The 22,297-nt window shown below is 72.4% G+C and carries 17 protein-coding genes and 3 tRNA genes; 10 read left to right on the top strand and 10 right to left on the bottom strand.

Annotation, left to right across the window (positions count from 1 at the left end):
• Nucleotides 1-54 precede the first annotated feature (54 nt).
• Nucleotides 55-744: a vancomycin high temperature exclusion protein gene (locus ACFYP4_RS05780; protein WP_388783829.1), complete on the bottom strand. Its 690-nt coding sequence runs from the start codon at nt 742-744 to the stop codon at nt 55-57.
• A 278-nt stretch (nt 745-1,022) separates the two neighbouring features.
• On the opposite strand from ACFYP4_RS05780, the gene ACFYP4_RS05775 reads away from it, so the two are divergent.
• The 5 genes from ACFYP4_RS05775 to ACFYP4_RS05755 all read left to right on the top strand — a co-directional run bounded on the left by ACFYP4_RS05775 (nt 1,023) and on the right by ACFYP4_RS05755 (nt 8,438).
• Complete coding sequence (locus ACFYP4_RS05775; RefSeq protein WP_388783123.1) at nt 1,023-1,916, top strand: sirohydrochlorin chelatase; 894 nt, start codon at nt 1,023-1,025, stop codon at nt 1,914-1,916.
• Nucleotides 1,917-2,217: 301 nt separating this feature from the next.
• Entirely contained in the window at nt 2,218-3,600 is a 1,383-nt protein-coding gene (locus tag ACFYP4_RS05770) for a deoxyguanosinetriphosphate triphosphohydrolase (RefSeq protein ID WP_358851093.1), read from the top strand.
• 93 nt (nt 3,601-3,693) lie between these two features.
• Complete coding sequence (locus tag ACFYP4_RS05765; RefSeq protein WP_358851094.1) at nt 3,694-4,959, top strand: FAD-dependent oxidoreductase; 1,266 nt, start codon at nt 3,694-3,696, stop codon at nt 4,957-4,959.
• A gap of 46 nt (nt 4,960-5,005) precedes the next feature.
• Nucleotides 5,006-6,907 carry a DNA primase gene (gene dnaG / locus ACFYP4_RS05760; RefSeq protein WP_388783119.1) on the top strand — a complete coding sequence of 634 codons (1,902 nt, stop codon included), beginning with the start codon at nt 5,006-5,008 and terminating at the stop codon, nt 6,905-6,907.
• Nucleotides 6,908-7,106: 199 nt separating this feature from the next.
• Nucleotides 7,107-8,438 (top strand): RNA polymerase sigma factor, encoded by a 1,332-nt coding sequence (locus ACFYP4_RS05755; RefSeq protein ID WP_388783116.1) that lies wholly within the window; start codon nt 7,107-7,109, stop codon nt 8,436-8,438.
• Between the two features lie 80 nt (nt 8,439-8,518).
• Here the strand turns inward: ACFYP4_RS05755 and ACFYP4_RS05750 are convergent, their stop codons facing one another.
• The 4 genes from ACFYP4_RS05750 to ACFYP4_RS05735 all read right to left on the bottom strand — a co-directional run bounded on the left by ACFYP4_RS05750 (nt 8,519) and on the right by ACFYP4_RS05735 (nt 14,228).
• The gene (locus tag ACFYP4_RS05750) at nt 8,519-10,447 is read right to left on the bottom strand and encodes an ABC transporter ATP-binding protein (RefSeq protein ID WP_388783113.1); all 1,929 of its coding nucleotides are present in this window, start codon (nt 10,445-10,447) and stop codon (nt 8,519-8,521) included.
• On the bottom strand, nt 10,447-12,180 hold the full coding sequence (locus ACFYP4_RS05745; protein ID WP_358851098.1) for an ABC transporter ATP-binding protein: 1,734 nt from the start codon (nt 12,178-12,180) through the stop codon (nt 10,447-10,449). Before ACFYP4_RS05745 ends, ACFYP4_RS05750 begins: the two co-directional genes overlap by 1 nt.
• Nucleotides 12,181-12,354: 174 nt before the next feature.
• Nucleotides 12,355-13,806, bottom strand: a complete 1,452-nt coding sequence (locus ACFYP4_RS05740) for an FGGY family carbohydrate kinase (protein ID WP_358851099.1) — start codon at nt 13,804-13,806, stop codon at nt 12,355-12,357.
• 119 nt (nt 13,807-13,925) lie between these two features.
• Nucleotides 13,926-14,228 (bottom strand): YtxH domain-containing protein, encoded by a 303-nt coding sequence (locus ACFYP4_RS05735; RefSeq protein WP_358851100.1) that lies wholly within the window; start codon nt 14,226-14,228, stop codon nt 13,926-13,928.
• Between the two features lie 145 nt (nt 14,229-14,373).
• Between ACFYP4_RS05735 and ACFYP4_RS05730 the strand changes: the two genes are divergently transcribed.
• The 3 genes from ACFYP4_RS05730 to ACFYP4_RS05720 all read left to right on the top strand — a co-directional run bounded on the left by ACFYP4_RS05730 (nt 14,374) and on the right by ACFYP4_RS05720 (nt 14,764).
• A tRNA-Asn gene (locus ACFYP4_RS05730) sits at nt 14,374-14,446 on the top strand.
• Nucleotides 14,447-14,451: 5 nt separating this feature from the next.
• Nucleotides 14,452-14,524, top strand: a tRNA-Asn gene (locus ACFYP4_RS05725).
• 166 nt (nt 14,525-14,690) lie between these two features.
• Nucleotides 14,691-14,764: transfer RNA gene (locus tag ACFYP4_RS05720), tRNA-Ile, on the top strand.
• 115 nt (nt 14,765-14,879) lie between these two features.
• On the opposite strand, the gene ACFYP4_RS05715 is transcribed toward ACFYP4_RS05720, so the two are convergent.
• Together ACFYP4_RS05715 and ACFYP4_RS05710 are read right to left on the bottom strand one after the other, a co-directional pair.
• On the bottom strand, nt 14,880-15,674 hold the full coding sequence (locus ACFYP4_RS05715; protein WP_388783108.1) for a DUF305 domain-containing protein: 795 nt from the start codon (nt 15,672-15,674) through the stop codon (nt 14,880-14,882).
• A gap of 20 nt (nt 15,675-15,694) precedes the next feature.
• Nucleotides 15,695-17,029, bottom strand: coding sequence for a DUF1996 domain-containing protein (locus ACFYP4_RS05710; protein WP_388783106.1), 1,335 nt, complete (start codon nt 17,027-17,029; stop codon nt 15,695-15,697).
• A gap of 630 nt (nt 17,030-17,659) precedes the next feature.
• On the opposite strand from ACFYP4_RS05710, the gene ACFYP4_RS05705 reads away from it, so the two are divergent.
• Nucleotides 17,660-18,652, top strand: coding sequence for a LacI family DNA-binding transcriptional regulator (locus ACFYP4_RS05705; RefSeq protein ID WP_358851103.1), 993 nt, complete (start codon nt 17,660-17,662; stop codon nt 18,650-18,652).
• Nucleotides 18,653-18,843: 191 nt separating this feature from the next.
• On the opposite strand, the gene ACFYP4_RS05700 is transcribed toward ACFYP4_RS05705, so the two are convergent.
• Together ACFYP4_RS05700 and ACFYP4_RS05695 are read right to left on the bottom strand one after the other, a co-directional pair.
• Complete coding sequence (locus tag ACFYP4_RS05700; protein ID WP_358851104.1) at nt 18,844-19,593, bottom strand: SDR family oxidoreductase; 750 nt, start codon at nt 19,591-19,593, stop codon at nt 18,844-18,846.
• An 84-nt stretch (nt 19,594-19,677) separates the two neighbouring features.
• On the bottom strand, nt 19,678-20,508 hold the full coding sequence (locus ACFYP4_RS05695) for an aminoglycoside N(3)-acetyltransferase (protein ID WP_388783101.1): 831 nt from the start codon (nt 20,506-20,508) through the stop codon (nt 19,678-19,680).
• A gap of 292 nt (nt 20,509-20,800) precedes the next feature.
• Here ACFYP4_RS05695 and ACFYP4_RS05690 point away from each other — a divergent pair, with 292 nt between their 5' ends.
• Entirely contained in the window at nt 20,801-21,712 is a 912-nt protein-coding gene (locus ACFYP4_RS05690) for a DUF4231 domain-containing protein (RefSeq protein ID WP_388783098.1), read from the top strand.
• Nucleotides 21,713-21,785: 73 nt separating this feature from the next.
• Here ACFYP4_RS05690 and ACFYP4_RS05685 read toward each other — a convergent pair whose 3' ends face one another.
• Nucleotides 21,786-22,262 carry a hypothetical protein gene (locus ACFYP4_RS05685; RefSeq protein WP_358851107.1) on the bottom strand — a complete coding sequence of 159 codons (477 nt, stop codon included), beginning with the start codon at nt 22,260-22,262 and terminating at the stop codon, nt 21,786-21,788.
• Nucleotides 22,263-22,297: the final 35 nt, after the last annotated feature.

Genomic DNA, 22,297 nt, shown 5'->3' with positions numbered 1-22,297 from the left:
CCGCCCCCGGGACCCCCTGCCGCGCCCGTCCTCCGACGCCGGAGGGGCTGAAGATCAGCGCCGGTCGCGGGCCCGTCGTCCCAGCGCCCGGTCCACCCCGGGCTCCCGGGGTCCCAGGAACCGGGGATCGGGTTCGAACACCGCGTCCACCGCCGCCTTGCCCGCCGCGAGCACCTCCCGCGCACCCCCGTAGTACCAGGTCACGTCGTGCTTGGCCGCGACCCCGACGCCGTACGACCGCACGCCCGCCGCCTCGCACAGCGCGACCGCCCGCCGGATGTGGAAGTCCTGGCTGATCAGCACCGCCCGGTCGACGCCGAAGATCTTCTTGGCGCGCACGCACGAGTCCCAGGTGTCGAACCCGGCGTAGTCGCTGACGATGCGCCGGTCGGGGACTCCCCGCGCGGTGAGATAGGCCCGCATCGCGTCGGGCTCGTCGTAGTCCTCGCGGCTGTTGTCCCCGGTCACGAGCACGGCCCTCACCCGCCCCGCCCGGTACAGCTCCGCCGCCGCGTCCAGCCGGTGCGCGAGGTAGGGCGACGGCTCGCCGTCCCACAGCCCCGCCCCGAACACCACCGCCACCCCGGTCCGGGGCACGTCCGCGGTCGTCCGCAGCCGGTCGCCCGTCGTCACGTGCATCCAGGTCGCGGGCAACAGCGCGAGCACGCAGAGCAGCATGATCGCCTGCACGGCCCGCCGCCGTCCCGCACGGGTGCGCGGCAGGAACGGCCGGCGGAGACGCACCGCCGGCACGCGCAGACGCGACGGCGGTCGGCGAAGGCGCGGCAGGCGCATGATCAGGGTCCCCCAGGTGACGTCGGCACTCGACAGGTGGGGACGCGCCGCACGGAGGTACGGTTCAGGGGACGGGCCGTGACAGGGCTCACCCCGGACGCCCGAAACCGCGGGCCGCAGCGGCTCGTCCGCCCCTCACACCCGCCCCCGCCCCGCGGTGAACCGCCGGAAAACACCCGTGATGCCGGCGCAACGGCACGGCAACCTCCCGCCGCCAGGATCGGTCCATGACGGCGTCGAGATCCCCGCACGACGAGCCCCACACCCGCCCCGGCGGCCGGCCGCTCCGCGGCGTCCACCCCGACAGTACGGCGCACCTCATGAACCGGATCAGCAGCCAGCTCAGTCTCGTTCCCCGCGACGGCGGCCCCCGCCCGGCGCCGCCCGCGCTCGTCATGGTGGCCCACGGCAGCCGCGACCCGCGCGCCCTCGCCACCGTGCGCGCCCTGGCCGAGCGGGTCCGCGAGCTGCGGCCCATGCTGCCGGTGCGCCTCGGCCACATCGAGCTCAACGAGCCGCTGCTGCCCGGCACGCTCGCCTCCCTGGACACCGGCGAGGCCGTCCTCGTACCGCTGCTCCTGAGCCGCGGCTACCACGTCAAGCAGGACATCCCCGAGGCCGCGGCCGCCTTCCCTGAGCTGTCCACCCGGGTCGCCGCCCCGCTCGGCCCGCACCCGCTGCTCGTCGAAACGCTGTACGCGCGGCTCGTCGAGGCGGGCTGGCGGACGCGCATGAGCGACGCCACCCGCCGCGCCAGCGGCGTCGTCCTCGCCGCGGCCGGCTCCCGGGACCCCGACGCGGCCGTCGACACCCGCCGCACCGCCCGGCTGCTCGCCGAGCGGCTCGGCGTGCCCGTCGTCCCCGCGTACGCGTCCGCCGCCGCGCCCACCGTCCCCGCCGCGGTGCGTGCCCTCGCCGCCCGGGGACGCCACCGGGTCGCCGTCGCCTCCTACTTCACCGCCCCCGGCCGCTTCGCCACGGAGTGCGCCACGGCGGCGCCCTGGATCGCCGCCGCCCCGCTGGGCGCCCACCCGGCGATGGCCCGCCTCGTCCTGCACCGCTACGACCGCGCGGCAGCGGGCACCGAGCCCGCACCCAAGCACGCCTTGGCCTCGGCCTGACCCGGGGGCTGCCCGACCCCGGGGGTCCGGCCCGGCAGCCACCGGCTGAGGCCCCGCCTCGCGGCCACCCGCCCCGCGAAGGTTCCGCCTCGCGGCCCACCGGCCTGGGGGCCCACCGGCCTGGCGAGGGTCTGGCCCGGCGGCTGGCCGGCCCGGTGCCGGTCCGTCCCGTGGTGGCCCCCGCCTCGCGGCCACCGGCCCCGCGAAGGTCCCGTCCGGCGGCCCGCCGGCCCGCCGGTCCGGCGAGGGTCCGGCCCCCCGCCGCGTCCCGCCCCTCACCGCCTGCGTCTACTGTCGGGGCATGGAAGGCACCGCACCGAAGACCCCGTCCGGGACGACCGCGTCCGAGGCCGGAGGTGATCCGCGACTGGTCCGTGAACACCTCACCGTGCGCGGGGAGTACGACGAGTCGGCCGTCGAGCGCTGGGCCGTCGAGCCCGACAAGCGGCCCGGCCGCACCGCCTTCCAGCGCGACCGCGCCCGCGTCCTGCACTCCGCGGCCCTGCGCAGGCTCGCCGGGAAGACCCAGGTCGTCACCCCCGGCACCCGCACGCGGGCCTGGGACGCCAGTCCCCGCACCCGGCTCACCCACTCCCTGGAGTGCGCCCAGGTCGGCCGGGAGCTGGGCGCCGCCCTCGGCTGCGACCCCGACCTCGTCGAGGCGGCCTGCCTCTCGCACGACCTGGGCCACCCGCCCTTCGGGCACAACGGCGAACAGGCGCTGAACGAGTTCGCGGAGGACTGCGGCGGCTTCGAGGGCAACGCGCAGTCGCTGCGGCTGCTCACCCGGATCGAACCCAAGCGCTTCGTCCGCAGCGAGGACAGCGGCGAGTTGGTCGGCGTCGGCCTCAACCTCACGCGCGCCGCCCTCGACGCCGCCACCAAGTACCCCTGGCCGCGCGGCGGCCACCCGACCGACCCCGCGTCCCCCAAGTTCGGGGTCTACGAGGACGACCGGCCCGTCTTCGACTGGGTCCGCGAGGGTGCCCCCGGCACCCGTACGTGCTTCGAGGCCCAGGTCATGGACTGGTCGGACGACGTGGCCTACTCCGTGCACGACGTCGAGGACGGCCTGCACGCCGGCCACCTCGACCCCAACTGCCTGCACGCCGACCCGGAACGGGACGCGGTCTTCGCCGTCGCCGTCGGGCGGTACGTGCCCGCGGACACCGACCCCGCCGAGCTCGCCGCGGCCCTCGACCGCCTCCTGGACCAGGAGTGGTGGCCGCACGGATACGACGGCTCGGCCGTCGCCCAGGCCCGGCTGAAGGACGCCACCAGCCAGCTCATCGGCCGCTTCTGCCTGGCCGCCGAGGCCGCCACCCGCGCCGAGTACGGCACCGGGCGCCTCACCCGGTACACGGCGGAGCTGGTCGTACCCCGCGAGACCCGCCTGGAGTGCGCCGTCCTCAAGGCGGTCGCCGACCGGTACGTCATACAGCGCGCCGAGCAGGAGCTGCTCCGCGCCGACCAGCGGATCGTCGTCGCGGAACTGGCCGAGGCCCTCACCGCCCGCGCCCCCGACGGCCTGGAGCCGCAGTTCCGTGCCCAGTTCGACGAGGCCCCCGACGACCGGGCCCGCAAGCGGGTGATCGTCGACCAGATCGCCTCGCTCACGGACGCCTCGGCACGCTCCCTGCATCTCAGCCTCACCACCCGCCCCGGTGGCGGCGCCGGACGGTGACACCGGGTGGCCTGATCGGGCCACTCCCTCTTCCCGCACCACGCCGCGTGCGGGACGCTCGCATGTGGCGACATCCTTACGAGGAGGAATCAAGTGGTCGACGCGGATCAGACATTCGTCATCGTCGGAGGCGGCCTGGCCGGCGCGAAGGCGGCCGAGACGCTCCGCGCGGAGGGGTTCACCGGCCGGGTGATACTGATCTGTGACGAGCGCGACCACCCCTACGAACGGCCGCCCCTGTCCAAGGGCTACCTGCTCGGCAAGGAGGAGCGCGACAGCGTCTTCATCCACGAACCCGGCTGGTACGCGGCGCACGACATCGAGCTGCACCTCGGCCAGACCGTCGACGCCGTCGACCGGACCGCCAGGACCGTCCGCTTCGGCGACGACGGCACACTCGTGCACTACGACAAACTGCTGATCGCCACCGGTGCGGAGCCCCGCAGGCTGGACATCCCCGGCACCGACCTGGCGGGCGTCCACCACCTGCGCCGCCTCGCCCACTCCGAGCGGCTCAAGGGCGTCCTGGCCACCCTCGGCCGCGACAACGGGCACATCGTCATCGCGGGCGCCGGCTGGATCGGCCTCGAGGTCGCCGCGGCGGCCCGCGAGTACGGCGCGGAGGTCACCGTCGTCGAGCCCGAGCCGACCCCGCTGCACGGCGTCCTCGGCCCCGAGCTCGGCCAGCTCTTCGCCGAGCTGCACCGCGAGCACGGCGTCCGCTTCCACTTCGGCGCCCGCCTCACCGAGATCACCGGACAGGACGGCCTGGTCCTCGCCGTCCGCACCGACGACGGCGAGGAGCACCCCGCGCACGACGTGCTCGCGGCGATCGGCGCCGCCCCGCGCACCGCCCTCGCGGAGACCGCGGGCCTCACCCTGGCCGACCCGGCGCACGGCGGCGGCATCGCGGTCGACGAACGGCTGCGCACCTCCGACCCCGACATCTACGCGGCCGGGGACGTGGCCTCCTTCCACCACTCGCTCCTCGACTCCCGGCTGCGCGTCGAGCACTGGGCCAACGCCCTCAACGGCGGACCGGCGGCCGCCCGCGCGATGCTGGGCCGCGAGACGGTGTACGACCGCGTGCCCTACTTCTTCTCCGACCAGTACGACGTCGGGCTGGAGTACTCCGGCTGGGCGCCGCCGGGCACGTACGACCAGGTGGTGATCCGCGGCGACGCGGGCAAGCGGCAGTTCATCGCCTTCTGGGTCAAGGAGCAGCGCGTGCTGGCCGGGATGAATGTGAATGTGTGGGACGTCACGGAACCGATCCAGTCACTGATCCGATCCCGGGCCCGCGTGGACACCGAGGCCCTCGCCGACCCGCACGTCCCGCTGGCGGGCCTCGTACCGTGACCGCCCGCGGCTCCCGGCCGTCACACCGTCCCCGTAGAATTCACGCGTGGCAGGACGGATCAACGACGAGGACGTGAAGGCTGTTCGGGACGCGGTCTCGATCGACGCCGTGGTGTCCGAGTACCTCCAGCTGCGCAACGCCGGCGGCGGCAACCTGAAGGGCCTCTGCCCGTTCCACGACGAGAAGTCACCGTCCTTCCAGGTCAGCCCGAGCAAGGGGCTCTTCCACTGCTTCGGCTGCCAGGAGGGCGGCGACACCATCACGTTCGTGATGAAGGTCGACCACCTCACCTTCTCGGAGGCGGTCGAGCGCCTCGCCGGCCAGGCGGGCATCATCCTGCGGTACGAGGAGGGCGGGTACAACCCCTCCCACCAGCGCGGGGAGCGCATCCGCCTGGTCGAGGCGCACAAGGCGGCCGCCCAGTACTACGTGGAGCAGCTCGACACGGCGTCCGAGGCCGACGCGGGCCGCAAGTTCCTCGCCGAGCGCGGATTCGACCAGGCCGCCGCCGCCCACTTCGGCGTCGGCTACAGCCCCCAGGGCTGGGACCACCTCACCCGCCACCTGCGCGGCAAGGGCTTCACGGACAAGGAACTCGTCCTCTCCGGCCTCTCCCAGGAGGGCCGGCGCGGCCCCATCGACCGCTTCCGCGGCCGGCTGATGTGGCCCATCCGGGACATCGGCGGCGACGTCGTCGGCTTCGGCGCCCGCAAGCTCTACGACTCCGACAACGGCCCCAAGTACCTGAACACGCCCGACACCGCGCTCTACCGCAAGTCGCAGGTCCTCTACGGCATCGACCTGGCCAAGAAGGAGATCGCCAAGACCAGCCGCGCGGTCGTGGTCGAGGGGTACACGGACGTCATGGCCTGCCACCTGGCCGGCATCACCACCGCCATCGCCACCTGTGGCACCGCCTTCGGCACCGACCACATCAAGATCCTCCGCCGCCTCCTCATGGACAACGGCTCGGCGCGCGTGATCTTCACCTTCGACGGCGACGCGGCGGGCCAGAAGGCGGCCCTGCGCGCCTTCGAGGACGACCAGAAGTTCGCCGCCGAGACGTACATCGCCGTCGCCCCCGACGGCATGGACCCCTGCGACCTGCGGCTCGCCAAGGGGGACGAGGCCGTCGCCGACCTGGTCGAACCGCGCACCCCCCTCTTCGAGTTCGCGCTCCGCCAGATCGTCCTGCGCTACGACCTGGAGACTCCCACGGGCCGCGCCGCAGCCCTCGACGAGGCGGCGCCCGTCGTCGCCCGCATCAAGAACAGCGGCGCCCAGCACGAGGTCGCCGTGCAGCTCGCGGGCATGCTCGGCATCCTCGACACCCAGTTCGTCGTCAAGCGGGTGGCGCAGCTGGCCCGTTGGGCCCGCGACCGGGGCGGCAAGGGCCCGGCCCCCGACCGGCAGCGCTCCCAGCAGGCGTACGGGGCCGTGCAGTCGGCCCCCGGCGGCGCCGCGCTCAACCTGCGCAACCCCGTGTTCGCCACCGAGCGCGAACTGCTCAAACTCGCCCTGCAACGCCCCGAGCTGGTCTCCCCGGCCTTCGACGCGTACGGCATCGACGAGTTCACCGCCCCGCCGTACGCGGCCGTACGCCAGGCGATCATGGACGCGGGCGGCGCGGAGGCCGGAGTCCAGGACCCGCAGGAGTACCTGGTCCGGGTCCGCGACACCGCCCCGGACGACGTGGTGCGCGCCATGGTCACGGAGCTGGCCGTCGAGGCCATCCTGCGCAGGACCGTCGACGAGGCCTACGCGAGCGACCAGCTCGTCATGGTCCGCCGCCGTGCCGTGGACCGCCGCATCCAGCAGGTCCAGGGTTCGCTGGCCCGGGCGAGCGCCCAGGGCGACCCGGCCCGGCTGGCCGCCGTGCAGAACGAGCTGTGGGTGCTCCAGCAGTACGGGCAGGCGCTGCGCGAGCGGGGCGCGGACGCCCTCTGACCTTCGGACCGCGTCCGCCGGGCTCGGCGGACGGGCGTAGTCCGCTGCCCGCGCCCGGCACGTGCGGCTTTCCCCCGTTCCCGGACCTCCCGGGCCGCGCACGCGTGCGGCACGGTGAGCGTGCCGTCACGGTCCGGACGCAAAAAGTCACCGCACGCCCCTCGTGACAGTGATGTGTCGTACTCCACACTGGGTGCCGGTGCCTGAGTCCTCGGAGCGCGGCCGACCCGTACGCGACGGGTCCCCCATTCCCGCGGTTCCGCCAAACGACTTCGGGACGGACTGCGGCGAGGCCGCCGGACCCGTCCCGGACGTACCGCTGCCGCACGCCTCAGCAGCGACATTCCTGGAGGTCGCCCCCGTGCAGACCCGGACCCTCACCCAGACCGACGACACCACGGTCACGGACGCGAAGAGCGACGGCACCACCACGGCGGTCCCCCCGCAGAGCCGTGCCGCGCGCCACCCCGAGGCCCGGCCGCAGAGCCCGCCCGGTGCGGAGGAGCCCGGCGCCGACGCCGACGGGGAGCCCGGGACCGGAGCACTTGAGGCCGGAGCACCCGAGGCCGGAGCACCCGAGCCCGTCCCGCCGTCCCGCAGGCGCACCGCCGACACCAGCGGCCCCTCCTCGGACCTGTTCCGCCAGTACCTGCGCGAGATCGGCCGCATCCCCCTGCTCACCGCGGCCGAGGAGGTCGAGCTCGCCCGCCGGGTCGAGGCCGGCCTGTTCGCCGAGGAGAGGCTGCGGCTCGCCCCCGACCTGGACAGCCGGCTCGCCCTCGACCTGGACAGGCTGGTCGTCATGGGCCGGATGGCCAAACGCCGTCTCATCGAGGCGAACCTGCGGCTCGTGGTGTCCGTCGCCAAGCGGTACGTGGGCCGCGGCCTGACCATGCTCGACCTGGTCCAGGAGGGGAACCTCGGCCTGATCCGGGCGGTCGAGAAGTTCGACTACGCCCGCGGGTACAAGTTCTCGACGTACGCGACCTGGTGGATCCGGCAGGCCATGTCGCGGGCGCTGGCCGACCAGGCCCGCACGATCCGCGTGCCCGTCCATGTGGTCGAGCTGATCAACCGGGTGGTACGGGTCCAGCGGCGCATGCTCCAGGAACGCGGCTGTGAGCCGACCCCCGAGGAGGTCGCCGCCCAGCTCGACCTCTCCGGCGAGCGGGTCAGCGAAGTCCTGCGGCTCGCCCAGGAACCGGTCTCCCTCCACGCCCCGGTGGGCGAGGAGGACGACGTGGCCCTCGGTGACCTGATCGAGGACGGTGACGCGGCGTCCCCGGTGGAGTCCGCGGCGTTCCTGCTGCTGCGCGAGCACCTGGAGGCGGTCCTGTCCACGCTCGGCGAACGGGAGCGGAAGGTGGTCCAGCTCCGGTACGGGCTCGCCGACGGGCGCCCCCGCACCCTGGAGGAGATAGGCCGCATCTTCGGCGTCACGCGCGAACGCATCCGCCAGATCGAGTCCAAGACGCTCAACAAGCTGAGGGACCACGCCTTCGCCGACCAGCTCCGCGGCTACCTGGACTGACGGACGCGGACGCCGGACGGGCGGGCATGTCCAGCCCGCCCGGCGTCCGGCGTCCGAGGTCCGGCGTACGAGCAGGCCGGTCAGTCGACCTCCGCCACCGCCTGGGCGAACTGGGCCTGGTAGAGCCGCGCGTACGCGCCCCCCGCGGAGAGCAGCTCCTCGTGCGCCCCCTGCTCGACGATGGCCCCGTCCTCCATCACGAGGATGGTGTCCGCGTCCCGGATCGTGGAGAGCCGGTGCGCGATCACGAACGACGTACGCCCGTGCGCGAGTTTCGCCATCGCCTTCTGGATGAGGACCTCCGTCCGGGTGTCCACCGAGCTCGTCGCCTCGTCGAGTACGAGGATCACCGGGTCGGACAGGAACGCCCGCGCGATCGTGATGAGCTGCTTCTCGCCCGCGCTGACCCCGGACCCCTCGTCGTCGATGACCGTGTCGTACCCGTCGGGCAGCGTCCGGACGAAGCGGTCGGCGTGGGCCGCCCGCGCCGCCTCCTCGATCTCCCCCCGGCCGACCTCCCGGGACGCGCCGTACGCGATGTTCTCCGCGATCGTCCCGCCGAACAGCCAGGTGTCCTGGAGCACCATGCCGATGGCGGCCCGCAGGTCGTCCCGGGACATCTTCGCGATGTCGACCCCGTCGAGCGTGATCCGCCCGCCGGTGACCTCGTAGAACCGCATCAGGAGGTTCACGAGCGTCGTCTTGCCCGCTCCCGTCGGCCCGACGATCGCGACCGTGTGACCCGGTTCGGCCTTCAGCGAGAGGTCCTCGATGAGCGGCTTGTCGGGGTCGTACCGGAAGGACACGTTCTCCAGCGCCACCCGCCCGCGGATCTCGGCGGGCCGCTCGGCCGTGACCGGGTCCGCGCCCTGCTCGTCCGCGTCGAGCAGTTCGAAGATCCGCTCGGCGGAGGCGACCCCGGACTGCACCAGGTTCGCCATCGACGCGACCTGCGTCAGCGGCATCGAGAACTGGCGCGAGTACTGGATGAAGGCCTGCACGTCACCGATGGACAGGGCACCCGACGCGACCCGCAGGCCGCCGACGACCGCCACCAGCACGTAGTTCAGGTTCGACACGAACATCATCAGCGGCTGCATGATCCCGCTGTTGAACTGGGCCTTGAACCCGGCCTCGTACAGCTTCTCGTTCTGCTCGGCGAACTGCGCCGCCGACTCGTCCTGCCGCCCGAACACCTTCACCAGGGTGTGCCCGGTGTACATCTCCTCGATGTGCGCGTTGAGCTTGCCGGTGGTGCGCCACTGCTCCACGAAGTGCGGCTGCGACCGCTTGCCCACGCGCGTGGCCACGACGAACGACAGCGGCACGGTGACCAGCGCGACCAGCGCCAGCAGCGGCGACACCCAGAACATCATCGCCAGCACGCCGACGATGGTCAGCAGCGAGTTGATCAGCTGGCCCATCGACTGCTGGAGGGTCTGGCCGATGTTGTCGATGTCGTTGGTGGCCCGGCTGAGCACCTCGCCGCGCTGCCGCTTGTCGAAGTACGCCAGCGGCAGCCGCGACAGCTTCGTCTGCACGTCCTCCCGCAGCCGGTACACGGTCCTGTTGACCGCCCGGTTCACCAGGCGCGTCGCCACCGCCATCAGCAGCCCGGCCAGGACGAACACCACGAGCGCGAGCCCCAGCACCCTGGCGACCGCGTCGAAGTCGATGCCCTGGCCCGGCGTGAAGTCCGTCCCCGAGAGCATGTCGGCCATCCCGCCGTCACCGCGCTCGCGCATCGACTCGAGGACCTCGGCCTTGGTGGCGCCCGCGGGCAGCTGCCGCCCGATGATCCCGGCGAACACCAGGTCGGTGGCGCGGCCCAGGATCTTCGGTCCGACCACGGACAGGCCGACGCTCAGGACGACGGCGACCAGCATCGCGTACATCGTGCCGCGCTCGGGCCTGAAGTGGGTGAGGAGCCGTTTCCCCGACCCCTTGAAGTCCATCGAGCGCTGATCGGGGCCGCCCCCGGCCATCATCCGTCCCATGGGCCCGGCCATCAGGCGGCCTCCGCTTCCGTCAGCTGGGAGAGCACGATCTCCCGGTAGGTCTCGTTGTCCGCCATGAGTTCGTGGTGCCGGCCGGTGCCCACGACCCGGCCCTCGTCGAGGACCACGATCCGGTCGGCGTCCCGGATGGTCGACACCCGCTGCGCGACGATCACCACGGTCGCCTCCGCGGTCTCCTCCGCGAGTGCCGCCCGCAGCGCCGCGTCCGTGGCGTAGTCGAGCGCCGAGAAGGAGTCGTCGAAGAGGTAGATCTCCGGGCGCTGCACCAGGGTCCGCGCGATCGCGAGCCGCTGCCGCTGACCGCCGGAGACGTTCGTGCCGCCCTGCGCGACGGGGGAGTCGAGACCGTTCTCGAGCTGCTCCACGAAGCCCTTGGCCTGCGCCACCTCCAGCGCGTGCCACAGCTCCTCGTCGGTGGCGTCCGGATTGCCGTACCGCAGGTTCGTGGCGACCGTGCCCGCGAACAGGTACGGCTTCTGCGGCACCAGCCCGACGGTCCTCGCGAGCAGCTTCGGGTCGAGGGTCCGCACGTCCGCGCCGTCGACGAGGACGTTCCCCTCGGTGGCGTCGAACAGGCGGGGCACCAGCCCGAGCAGCGTGGACTTGCCGCTGCCGGTGGACCCGATCACGGCGGTCACCTCGCCCGGCCGCGCCACCATGTCCACGGACCTGAGCACCGGCTCCTCGGCGCCCGGGAAGCGGAATCCGGCGCCGCGGATCTCCAGATGCCCGTGCCGCCGCAGTTCGACCACCGGCGCCTTCGGCGGCACGACACTGCTGTCCGTCTCCAGGACCTCCTGGATGCGCTCGGCGCAGACCTCCGCGCGCGGCACCATCATGAACATGAAGGTGGCCATCATCACGGACATCACGATCTGCATCAGGTAGGCGAGGAACGCGGTCAGGTCGCCGATCTGCATGCCGCCGCTGTCGATGCGGTGCGCGCCGAACCAGACCACGGCGATCGACGACAGGTTCACCACGGTCATGACGATCGGGAACATCAGCGCCAGCAGCCGCCCGGTGCCCAGCGACACGTCGGTCAGGTCGGCGTTGGCCTTGCGGAAGCGGTCCTTCTCGTAGCCGTCGCGGACGAAGGCGCGGATCACGCGGTTGCCGGTGATCTGCTCGCGGAGCACCCGGTTCACCGTGTCCAGGCGCACCTGCATGGTCCGGAACAGGGGCCGCAGCCGGCGCACGATCAGGGTCACGCAGATGCCGAGCACGGGCACCACGGCGACGAGCACCCCGGACAGCGGAACGTCGAGTCCGAGCGCCAGGACGATGCCGCCCACGCACATGATCGGCGCCGACGCCATCAGGGTGAACGCCATCAGCGCGAGCATCTGGACCTGCTGCACGTCATTGGTGGTGCGGGTGATCAGCGACGGCGCGCCGAAGTGGCCGACCTCGCGGGCGGAGAACGACTGCACGCGGTCGAAGACGGCGGCCCGGATGTCCCGGCCGACCGCCGAGGCGGTCCGGGCGCCGTAGTACACGGCGCCGATGTTGCAGACGACCTGGACCAGGGAGATCCCGATCATGAGGGCGCCGAAGGACAGGATGTAGCCCGTGTCGCCCTTCACGACACCGTTGTCGATGATGTCCGCGTTGAGGGTGGGCAGGTAGAGCGTGGCGCTGGTCTGCAGGAACTGCAGCAGCACCAGCAGGGCGATGGGCTTTCGGTACGGACTGAGGTGGGTCCGCAGAAGTCGTATGAGCACGCGGGGTCTCTCGGAGTCGTCGACGGCAGGGAGGGGATGGTGCCCCACCCCCCATCGTCGGGCACCCGCCCCGTGTTACCCCACCGATTAACCCAAGAGCGGACCAAGGTCCGACGCGGACTCCGACCACGGCGGGCCCGGCCCCGGTCCCGGGACGCAGGCCCTGGCGCCCGCTCAGACCTGGAACGCCCCCGGATGCGTCTGTTCCCGTACGGACACGTACTGCTGACGTACCGCCTGGCCCACGGCCAGCTCCTCGCCGGGCTCCAGCACCTGTGCGACGGCGCCCTGCCAGACCGGGGGCAGCCGCGGGTCGAGCGTGCCCTGCGACGCGCCGAGCGCCCAGGCCGCCTGCCGGGCCGCGCCGAGGGCCGCGTAGTCCGCGGGCTGCGGCACCACGACCTGCGCGCCGAACAGCGAGGGGGCGGCGGCCTGCACGGCCGGCAGCTCGGCGGCCGCTCCCAGCACGAACACCCGCTGTACGTCGACACCGCGGCCGCGCAGCACGTCCAGCGCGTCCGCGAGCCCGCACAGCATGCCCTCGAAGGCCGCCCGTGCCAGGTGCTCGGGTTTCATCGACTCCCGCCGCAGCCCGGCCAGGGTGCCCGCCGTGTACGGCAGGCTGGGCGTCCGCTCGCCCTCCAGATACGGCAGCAGGACCAGGCCGTGGGAGCCGGGCGTCGACTTCATCGCGAGGTCGGACAGGCTCTCCAGGTCCGGCAGCCCGAGGAGTTCGGCGGCGCCTCGCAGGGCCCGTACGGCGTTGAGGGTGGTGACGACCGGCAGGTGCATGCCGGTGGCGTCCGCGAGCGAGGTGATCATCCCGGACGAGTCGACCAGCGCCTCGGGGTGCACGGCCATCACGGAACCGGAGGCCCCCAGGGACACGACCGCGTCCCCGAGCCCGATCCCGAGGCCGAAGGCCGCCGCCATGGTCTCGCCGGTCCCCGCGGAGATCAGCAGCCCCTCGGGCGTGGTGCCCGCGGCGTCCGACGGCCCGAGCACCTCGGGCAGCAGGGCCTGGTGCCCGAGCGCCAGCTCGACCAGATCCGGCCGGTACGCTCCCGTCGCCGCCGACCAGTAGCCGGTCCCCGAGGCCCCGCCCCGGTCGGTGGTCCGTCGCGCGGGACGCCCGAGCAGCTGCCACACCAGCCAGTCGTGCGCCTGGAGCAGGGCGCCGGTGCGCAGCGCGGCGTCGGGTTCCGTCCTGTTCAGCCAGCGCAGCTTGGTCACCGGCTGCGCGGCCTGCGGTACGCACCCGACGGCCTGCGCCCAGGCCTCGCGTCCGCCGAGCGCGTCGATCAGGTCCGCGGCCGCGACCTGGGCCCGCTTGTCCCCGCCGACGAGCGCCGGGCGGACCGTGTTGCCCTGGGCGTCCAGGGGGACGAGCCCGTTCTGCTGGGCGGAGACGCCGATGGCCTGCACGCCCTCCAGCAGGCCGCCGCTCGCGGCCTCGCCCAGGGACAGCAGCCAGGCCTGTGGATCGACGTCGGAGGGGCGGCCGCCCTCCGCGCTGTCGACCGGGTGCGGCGCATACCCTTGCCTGAGCACGGCACCCGTGTCCGTGTCGCAGACGACGATACGAGTGAAATCGGGCGAACTGTCCAACCCGGCGACTATCCCCATGGCGGAAATTCTGCCGTACGCGGGGGGGTGGGCGCGCAGGGCCCGGGACGGCGGGCGCGGCCGGACATGCCGGACCGCCGGCGGACAGCGGTCCGTCGGCGGTCGTGAGGCGTGTGACCTCAGGTGTTCGTGGTGCCCCAGTCGTCCTGACCGGGGCGGGCGTTCCGCTCCCGCAGGGACCGCACGCGGTCCGCCACGGTCTCGGGCATGCGGTCGCCCACCTTCTCGCTGACCGCGTGGTACGCCTTGCCCGCGAACTGCCGCCCCTGCTGGGCGGCGGTCTCGGCGGTGTTGCGCACCGCCGGGTTCTGCGCCACCTGTCGGGCGCTCTTCCTCAACTGCTCGTAGCGCTCACGGCCGGCCTTCGTGCCCAGCACGTAACCCAGAGCCAGTCCGGTGATGAACATGAGCCGGTAGCGCATGCAGCCACCCTTTCCTTGCGTCGGCATCGGTGCAGGGGAGTACCGATTGGCGGAGCACCCCCCTGCTTGCGCTAATGTATGTGTCGCAGCGAACGCGCGCTCCCTGGCGAATACCCAGGTGGCTGCGTTCGATGCAACGAGACATTCCCCTGTAGCTCAATTGGCAGAGCAGCCGGCTGTTAACCGGCAGGTTACTGGTTCGAGTCCAGTCGGGGGAGCTCGGTCTCCTGTAGCTCAATTGGCAGAGCAGCCGGCTGTTAACCGGCAGGTTACTGGTTCGAGTCCAGTCGGGAGAGCAGCGGAAGAGGACCCCTCAGGGGTCCTTTTTCATGTCCGGGGGAACCGCGCGCCCCGCGTCGCGGTCCTCAAGGTCATGCGAAGCCGACCATCCGAAGCAGGAGATCGTATGAGCGGCTATGCTGCGGCAGACGGCGCGCACACATGTGCGCGACGCGCCGTTATGGGGCGGTAGCTCAGCCGGTTAGAGCAGCGGACTCATAATCCGTCGGCCGTGGGTTCGAGTCCCACCCGCCCCACCCCAGCAGAAACGTCATGAACTGCGGCAACGCCGTTGTGACGCTAGTCGGGGTCAGGGCCTTCGCTGCACGGACGCTGCACCGACTCGCCGTGGGCTCCTCCGTATGGCTCACGTCAGGACCGGCGAACGCCTGCGCGGCGCCCCCCTCCCGCACCGCGACGCACTGGTGGTTGGACCACGCCGTGCACGCCGGACGCACCGGGGCTGCCACGATCACTGTCAAGGCCGGTGGCCGCACGAGCACTTCGTCGCTCTGCGCGACGCGTTCGCGATCGTGGCCCCCCCGCAGGCCCGGCCCCCTGCACCCCGGGGGTCCGCGAGGCGATGGACGTCCTGGCCGCGCTCGCGCCCGGTCCGGGCGCGACCGTGGTCCCCTCGCCGGACGTCGCCGGCTGGGCTGCGCCCAGCTTGTCCAGCCGGGAGGTCTGCTCGGCCGAGCTCCTCGCCATCGCTGCGGCCAGTTCCGTCGCCTCGTGGGCCTGGCCATGGGTCTGCTCGTCGGCGCAGAGCGACCGGGACTGCGTGAAGGCGGCGCGCAGCGCGTCGGTGAGAATCCGGTCGAACGCCTGGCCCTTCGTGGCCGCCGCCTTTTCGAGGGTGCCGAGGCTCACCATGCCCGGCATGTCGTGCCCCTCGTGGGGGTGGGTGTCGGGGACGCCCGAGAGACGCAGCACGGCGCGCAGTCGGCGGAGGTCTCCACGCAGTGTCGATCCGGTCTTCGCCGCCAGCTCGGCCAGGCTCGGGTCCGCCGTGCGGGCGGGAGCCAGATCGGTCAGGAGCTGCGCACGCTCGGCCATGGGGATCATCAACAGGATCCACGCGGTGTCGGTGGCGTTGAAGGCCGATCGCGGCGACGCGTCGGCTGCCGGCTGCGCGGTGCAGCCGACAGCCAGCAGCGCCAGGGCCACGCCGCACACCGACCACAGGGTCAGAAGGTGCCGGCGGAGTTGCACTTTGCCTTCTGGTTGATGCAGTCCCTCACGCGGTGCCCGAGCGCGGCGTTGTCCCAGGCGTTGAAGAAGTCACCGTGGATGGACGATGCCATGCCTGAGGCCAGCTTGAAGCCTTCGGCGCTGCCGCTGGTCGGGTAGCTGGTGACGAAGGAGAGGTTGGGGATGGCGACGGGGTAGGCGCCGCTGCATTTGCCGTCGTAGGTGAACGCCACGTGGGACTTGTGGTCGGGACTGTCCAGGTGCTTGCCGTCCCAGCAGTCGGGAAAGACGAGCTGGTGGGTGAGGTGGGCCTTCGGGGCGCAGACCGGCCAGTTGCCGTCGGCGCTGCGGCCGATCTCGCCGCCCTCGCCGGCGCACCAGAACTGGCCGGGCGATCCCGCCGGAGTGGGCGTCTGTGTCTTGGCGCTTCCGGCGATCATGCGGAATCCCTGCGGGAAGGGCACGGTCACTGACGGGTCGGGGAGCCGGGAACCGTAGTAGACGATCATGCCTTCCGGTTCTACGGCCGTGTTCCGCTCGTAGAGGGTGGGGATCCAGTACGCCGAGAGGTCCTTGGCAGGGGTGCAGCTGGTCGGCGTGCTGGCCAGCAGCGACTGGGTCGTGGAGAACGCGTCGGTGCTCTTGTTGCCGAAGAAGCTGTGCATGTGGGACGCGCCGGGAAGGCCCGGCAGGACGATGGGGTCGTCCGGCTTGGAGTGACTGTAGGTGCAGGTCGCGTTGAACTCCGGAACCCGGACCACACCGGCGGGCACCGCGGCCGGCGTCATCGCCCGGAACTCCGCCAGCTGAGCGTTCCACTTGGCCTGGTCCACCGGGACCCATCCGGCTGCCGCGTCATCCCCCGGGCCGACGAAGGAGAACCAGTTGATGTTGACGAAGTCGTTGGGCGTCGTGCTGCGCAGCACGGCGAACACCGTTTGTGAACCGGCGGGGTGGGTGGTGACCTCGGTCGCCTGGGTCGCCCAGTTCTGCCAACCGCCGGTCGGGGAGACCGGTATGACGGCGAGCAGCGGTCCGGTCAGGCCGGCCGTGCGCAACTCCACCGTGCCTGAACCGACGGCTGAAGCGATCCGGGCTGACACCGTCAGCCGGCCGGCCGCGCCGAGGTCGACGTTGTCGAACCGCATCCAGTCGCCGTCGGCGAGGAACGCGGCGTTCTGACCGCCTCCGGTGTCCGCGGTTCCCTCCCACACGACCCCCGACTGGGCGGTGCTGGACTCGGCCTGGACGGTGACCGTCGCGGCCTGCGCCTGCTGGGCCGAGAAGGTCAGGCTCAGGGCAGCGGCCAGCACGACCACCAGAGCGTTCACCAACAGTGTGTACAGAGGGATGCGATATCTGCGCATATGACTTCCTTACTGACGTTTGGGGTGAAGGACCGGCCTCTTGCGGGAGCACAGCGATGGGAGAGCTGGAGCCGGACAGTTGCAGGGGTCACTCGGCGGCGGCGGAGCCTGTATGGGATCGCCGCCGGTGCCGTACACCTGGGACTCCCACAGCGAGGAGCCGCAAGGGGGTGCGCTGCGTCCCGGGGCCGAGAGAGAGCGATGAAAGCGAGCGGTGCGGTTGCGAGGGCCAGAAAGAACCTGAGGCGACGCAGCAGCGCTTGCATGGGCGACTCCTCGCGTGGGGGAGGTCAGGGAGCGCTCCCTGGAAGGGAGGATGGAGCCGCTCATGACAGCTGTCAAGAGCCTCATTCACCTCGAAAAAACAGTGAAGCAACACCTGCGACACATGGAGGGAGCGGTTTCTCACGGCCTACGCGGCGCGCCGACGGCCACGGGGTTCCCGCTCAGGGAGACGCCTTTCCGGGCCCCCTCGTGCCGCCCCGGCCTGCGGATACGCTGCTCGCATCACCATGACGCAGAGCCGGAGGTCGCCCTGATGAGAAAACCCGCCCCGCGCACGAACCCGGGCGGCGGCACAGGGGACGGACAGGTATGAAACGCCCCACTCTCGATGTGGTGGCCGCCCGGGCGGGCGTGTCCAAATCGAGCGTCTCCCGGGTCATCAACGGCGAGACGACGGTCGCCCCGCAGATCCGAGACGTCGTCATGCGCGCCGTGAACGAACTGGGCTACGTGCCCAACGGCGCGGCACGCAATCTCGTCACCCGCCGCACGGACACCCTCGCCGTGGTGGTGTCCGACCCGCCTCAAGGAGTCGTCTCCGACGACCCCCTCTTCTCCGCCGTGGTCCGCGCCGTCAGCAGAGAGCTCGAAACGGCGGGCAAACGGCTCGTGCTCATGCTCGCGGAATCGGACCGGAGCCGGACCAGAGTCGTGCAGTACATCGCCGGCGGGCATGTGGACGGCGTGCTCCTGGTCGCCTTGCACGGTACGGATCCGCTGCCGGCCGCACTGGCCCGGCAGGGCCTGCCCGTCGTGTCCTTCAACCGCACCTCAGCACAGGACGTCCCGTACGTCGCGCTGGACAACGCCGGTGGAGCGGAGCTGGCCGTGCGTCATCTCCTGGAGCGCGGTCGGCGCCGGATCGCCACCATCACCGGGCCGCTCGAACTGTACGAGGCGCGTGAGCGTCTCGACGGCTACCGTCAGACGCTGCGTGACACCGGCCGTCGCTCCATCGTGGCACTGGGCGACTTCACCAGAGCCTCCGGCGCCGAAGCCATGCGGCAGCTCCTGGAGGACGATCCCGGCCTCGATGCGGTGTTCGCAGCCAACGACCTGATGGCGATCGGAGCCCTGCGCACCCTCCATCAAGCGGGCCGACGTGTCCCCGAGGACGTGGCCGTCGTCGGCTTCGACGACATCGAAGCCGCGTCCTACACCAGTCCCGCGCTCACCTCGGTGCGCAGCCCGATGGCCGACCAGGCGACCGCCGCCGTCCACCTGCTTCTCGGCCTGGTCGACGGCGGCCCCACCGGGCCGGTCATCATGCCGAACGAACTCGTCGTGCGCGAGTCGACCTGATCTCCCGTCAGCACGCCTCGCCCCGCGAGCGGAGCGCCGGCACCGACGGCGCTCCGCCCGCGCCGGAGCTGCTCATCCGCCCCGGCGCGTTCTTGACAGAACGTCTGGAATGGAGAGGGGGCCGCCCCTCACCGCCGACGGCCGCGGCGAGGCACCGCGCAACCGGGACGGACGAGCCGCGACACCCCCCGTCAGCGGCCCAGCGCCGCGCCGCCGTTGATGTGCAGGAGCTGGCCCGTCAGGTTCGCCGCCTCCGGGGAGCTGACGTACTTGATCGCCGCGGCGATCTCCGCGGGGCGGCCCGCGCGGCGGGTCAGGGTCTGGGCCACCCGGGATTCGACGAACTCCGGGGTCGCGCGGTCGCCGAAGAACTCCGTGTCGCCGACGAAGCCCGGCGCGACCGCGTTCACCGTGATGCCCTCGGGGCCGAGACGCTGCGCCAGGTCGAACGTGTAGGTGTTGATCCAGCCCTTCGAGCCGCCGTAGGACCCGGGGCCGCGCAGGGCGGCGATGGAGGAGAGCTGCACGATCCGGCCGCCGGGGCGGCGCATGTGGGGCAGCAGGGACTCGGTGAGCAGGACCGCGGTCAGGACGTTGGCGTCGAAGTTGCGCCGGTAGCTGTCGGCGATGGAGGCGAGCGTGCCGTCGTGCGCCGGGGCCACGTTGCCGCCCGCGTTGGCGACCACCACGTCGAGCGGGGTCTCGTCCGCGGTGATGAAGGCGGTCGCCGCGGCCACCTGGCCGGGGTCCGAGAGGTCCGCCGCGTACCAGGTCGCCGTGGACGCGCCGTGGCGCTCGTCGAGCCGCTCGGCCGCCTCGCGCAGTACGTCCTCGCGGCGGCCGAGCAGCACCACCCGGTCCCCCTCCGCGGCGAACACCTCCGCGGTCGCCAGCCCGATCCCGGTACCTCCGCCGGACACCACCACACGTCGCTGGATCATGGCCATCAGTTCTCGCCCTCGCCCTCGTGCGCGCACTCGTCCCTGGATGTGAATAGCAATCACATGTACGTACGAAGCGTGACGCTACGGAGCGGGTGATGCGCCGTCAAGGGGATCACCCGGACGGCTCGCACGCCGCCGGGACGCGGACAGCCGGACGGCCGCGTGGTCGACGGCGTCCCGCAGCGCCAGCAGCACCACGGGGCGCCCCGCCACGTCCCGCTCCCGCAGCAGCGCCCGGGGCAGCCCCGCGCCCACGGCGGCGAAGTCGCCGTCGTCCAGCTCGATGTCCTCGTACGAGATCCACGTGCCCCCGCCCCCGCCGCCCGGGTCCGGCACCACGCAGCGGTAGGTCCGCGGCGGGGACGGCGGGGTCGTCCGGTACTCGGCGAGATGGAACGCGCTGCACACCCCGAACCCGACGCGGAACAGCAGGACGCGGGCGCCCGCCTCGTACAGCCGGGCCAGCGGTGAACGCTCCCCGAAATGACAGTGCGGGTCGTGTCCTTCGAGCAGCTCGGCGGCGCGCGGGCCGAGTCCGGCGAACGACGTCTGGGGGTGCGCGCTGCGCCGCGCCCCGGGAGTGGTGCGGACGGCTTCGGCCAGCACACCCATCGCCGGACAGGGGGTGATGTCCGGGACGAAGGGCGGCATCGACGCCCGGACGTCGGCACGCTCCCGCTCGGTCATGCCGCGGACACGGCGCCGGTACGCGGGCGAGGTGTCGGAGTTCTCCGGGGTGAAGGCCGGGACGACCAGGGTGCCGCCCGGTCCCAGGACGTCCAGGAGCGCGTCCCGCACGTCGTGGGCACGCAGCCCGCTGCCGCCGAGGGAGGCGTGCGCGAGGAGGACTCCGCCGCGGGGCACGCCCAGCTCCGCGAGGGTGTCGCGGAGCCGGCTGAGCTCACGTCGCATCGTGGTGGTTCCCCTCCGTCCACGCCGTCCGACACTGTGGGTTCACGGTCGGACACAACGGCCGGACGGACAAGAACGTCACCGGGGCGGACGCCGGTTGCCGACGGGACTCGGGGAGCGGGGCGGCTGAAAGTCGCCGGTCCGGTACCGCACCGGATGGTCGGAAGGGCGGGCCGGCCCCTGTCGGCTGCGCGTGCGGATCGTGCCGTCGCACGGCCGAGACGGTACTGGCCCCGTCCCGCGTTCGGCGCGACGATGGCGAGTCACACCTTTACTCACCGGGGGGCGGGCGATGGGGGACGGGACTCCCGTACCGAGCACCACTGTGAAGGCGAGTGACCTGCCCCCGCTGTTCCGGGCGAGCGATCAGCAGGCGCTCGCCCGGCAGAGTGAGTCGTTTCTCGCCGTTCGCGCCCAGCTGGTGGTCCTGCTGCTCGCCACCTGCGCCGCCACGCTGGCGGAACACGTGAACGACCACACCGTCGCCGCGGCCGCCGCGGTCCTGTACGCGCTCACCATCGTGATCGGCGTGCACGCCTCCCGGCGGCGCGCGCGTGCGCACTGGCAGGCGCACCGGGCCGTCGCCGAGACTGTGAAGTCGCTCGCCTGGCAGTACATGGTGCACGGCGGCCCCTTCCACTCCCGGCTCGCCGACCCCGACGGGATGTTCACGGAACGGCTGGACGACCGGCTGCGGGAACTGCGCAAGGTGGGCTGGGAGGACGAGCACCCCGCGACCGGTGTCGCCGTCGGCCAGATCACGCCCGCCATGCGTACGATGCGGGCCAAGCCCTTCGAGGTGCGCCGGGACTTCTATCTGCGCGACCGGGTCGTGGAACAGCTCGTCTGGTACGGCAACCGGGCCGCCCGGGCCCGGCGCGCCGCCGCACGCTGGTCGACGGTCACGGCCGTACTGACCCTGCTGGCGCTGCTCGCGGCCGTGCTGCGGGCGATGGGCGCGCTCGGCGAATGGGACCTGACGGGCGTGCTGAGCGCCGCGGCGGCGGGTGGCGTGGCCTGGCAGGAGGTCCGCAGGCACCGCCCGCTCACGTACGCGCACTCGCTGATAGAGCAGGACCTGGAGACCGCGCGGATCGGGATGGCGACGACGGTCACCGAGGACGGCTGGGCGGACGCGGTCGCCGAGGCGGAGCGGCTGGTGAGCCCGCAGCACACGGACTGGCTGGTGCGCTTCGGCAGCTGAGGTGCTCTCACATCCGTCCGTGCGCAACCGGGTGCGCCGCGGGTGTCGCTCGCCCCGGGATCCCGCACCCGGGTCAGTGCCGGACCACTCCCGGCCGCCACAGCACCCGGACGGGGACACCGCTGCGGCGCGCGTACGCCACCACGTCGGCGGTGCCGCCCAGTCCCCGCGCCGGACGCCCGTCCCAGACGGCGACCAGGCGGTCCGTGTGGTCGACGATCCAGCGGCCGGCCGCGTAGTACGCCTCCTCGTGCGTCGGCTCGACGGGCAGTCTCACGCGGGAGGAGCAGGACTTCAGCAGGCGCCGGTACGCGGCCCGCACCTCGTCGCCGCCGAGATGGGCCTCGTAGTCCATGCCGGGGATCACGGCGGTGACCGGGATGCCGTGGTCCAGGGCCAGCTCCGCGAAGAGCTGGTCGGCGCCGGCCGCGAGACTGCTGAGGGCCTCCGTGCCACCGCAGCAGCGGAGTTCGGCTCTGATGCCGGAGCGGACGGACGGAAGTGCGGCGGCGGGGATCCCTCGGTGCCCGGTGACGCCGATCCTGGTCACGGAAACCACCTTCGCAGTCGAGGCCGTCCTCTCCA

The sequence above is a fragment of the Streptomyces sp. NPDC005551 genome (assembly GCF_042871785.1).
Classification (GTDB): Bacteria; Actinomycetota; Actinomycetes; order Streptomycetales; family Streptomycetaceae; genus Streptomyces.
The sequence above is the reverse complement of the archived record's forward strand: the minus strand, read 5'-3'. Positions and strand labels throughout refer to the sequence as shown.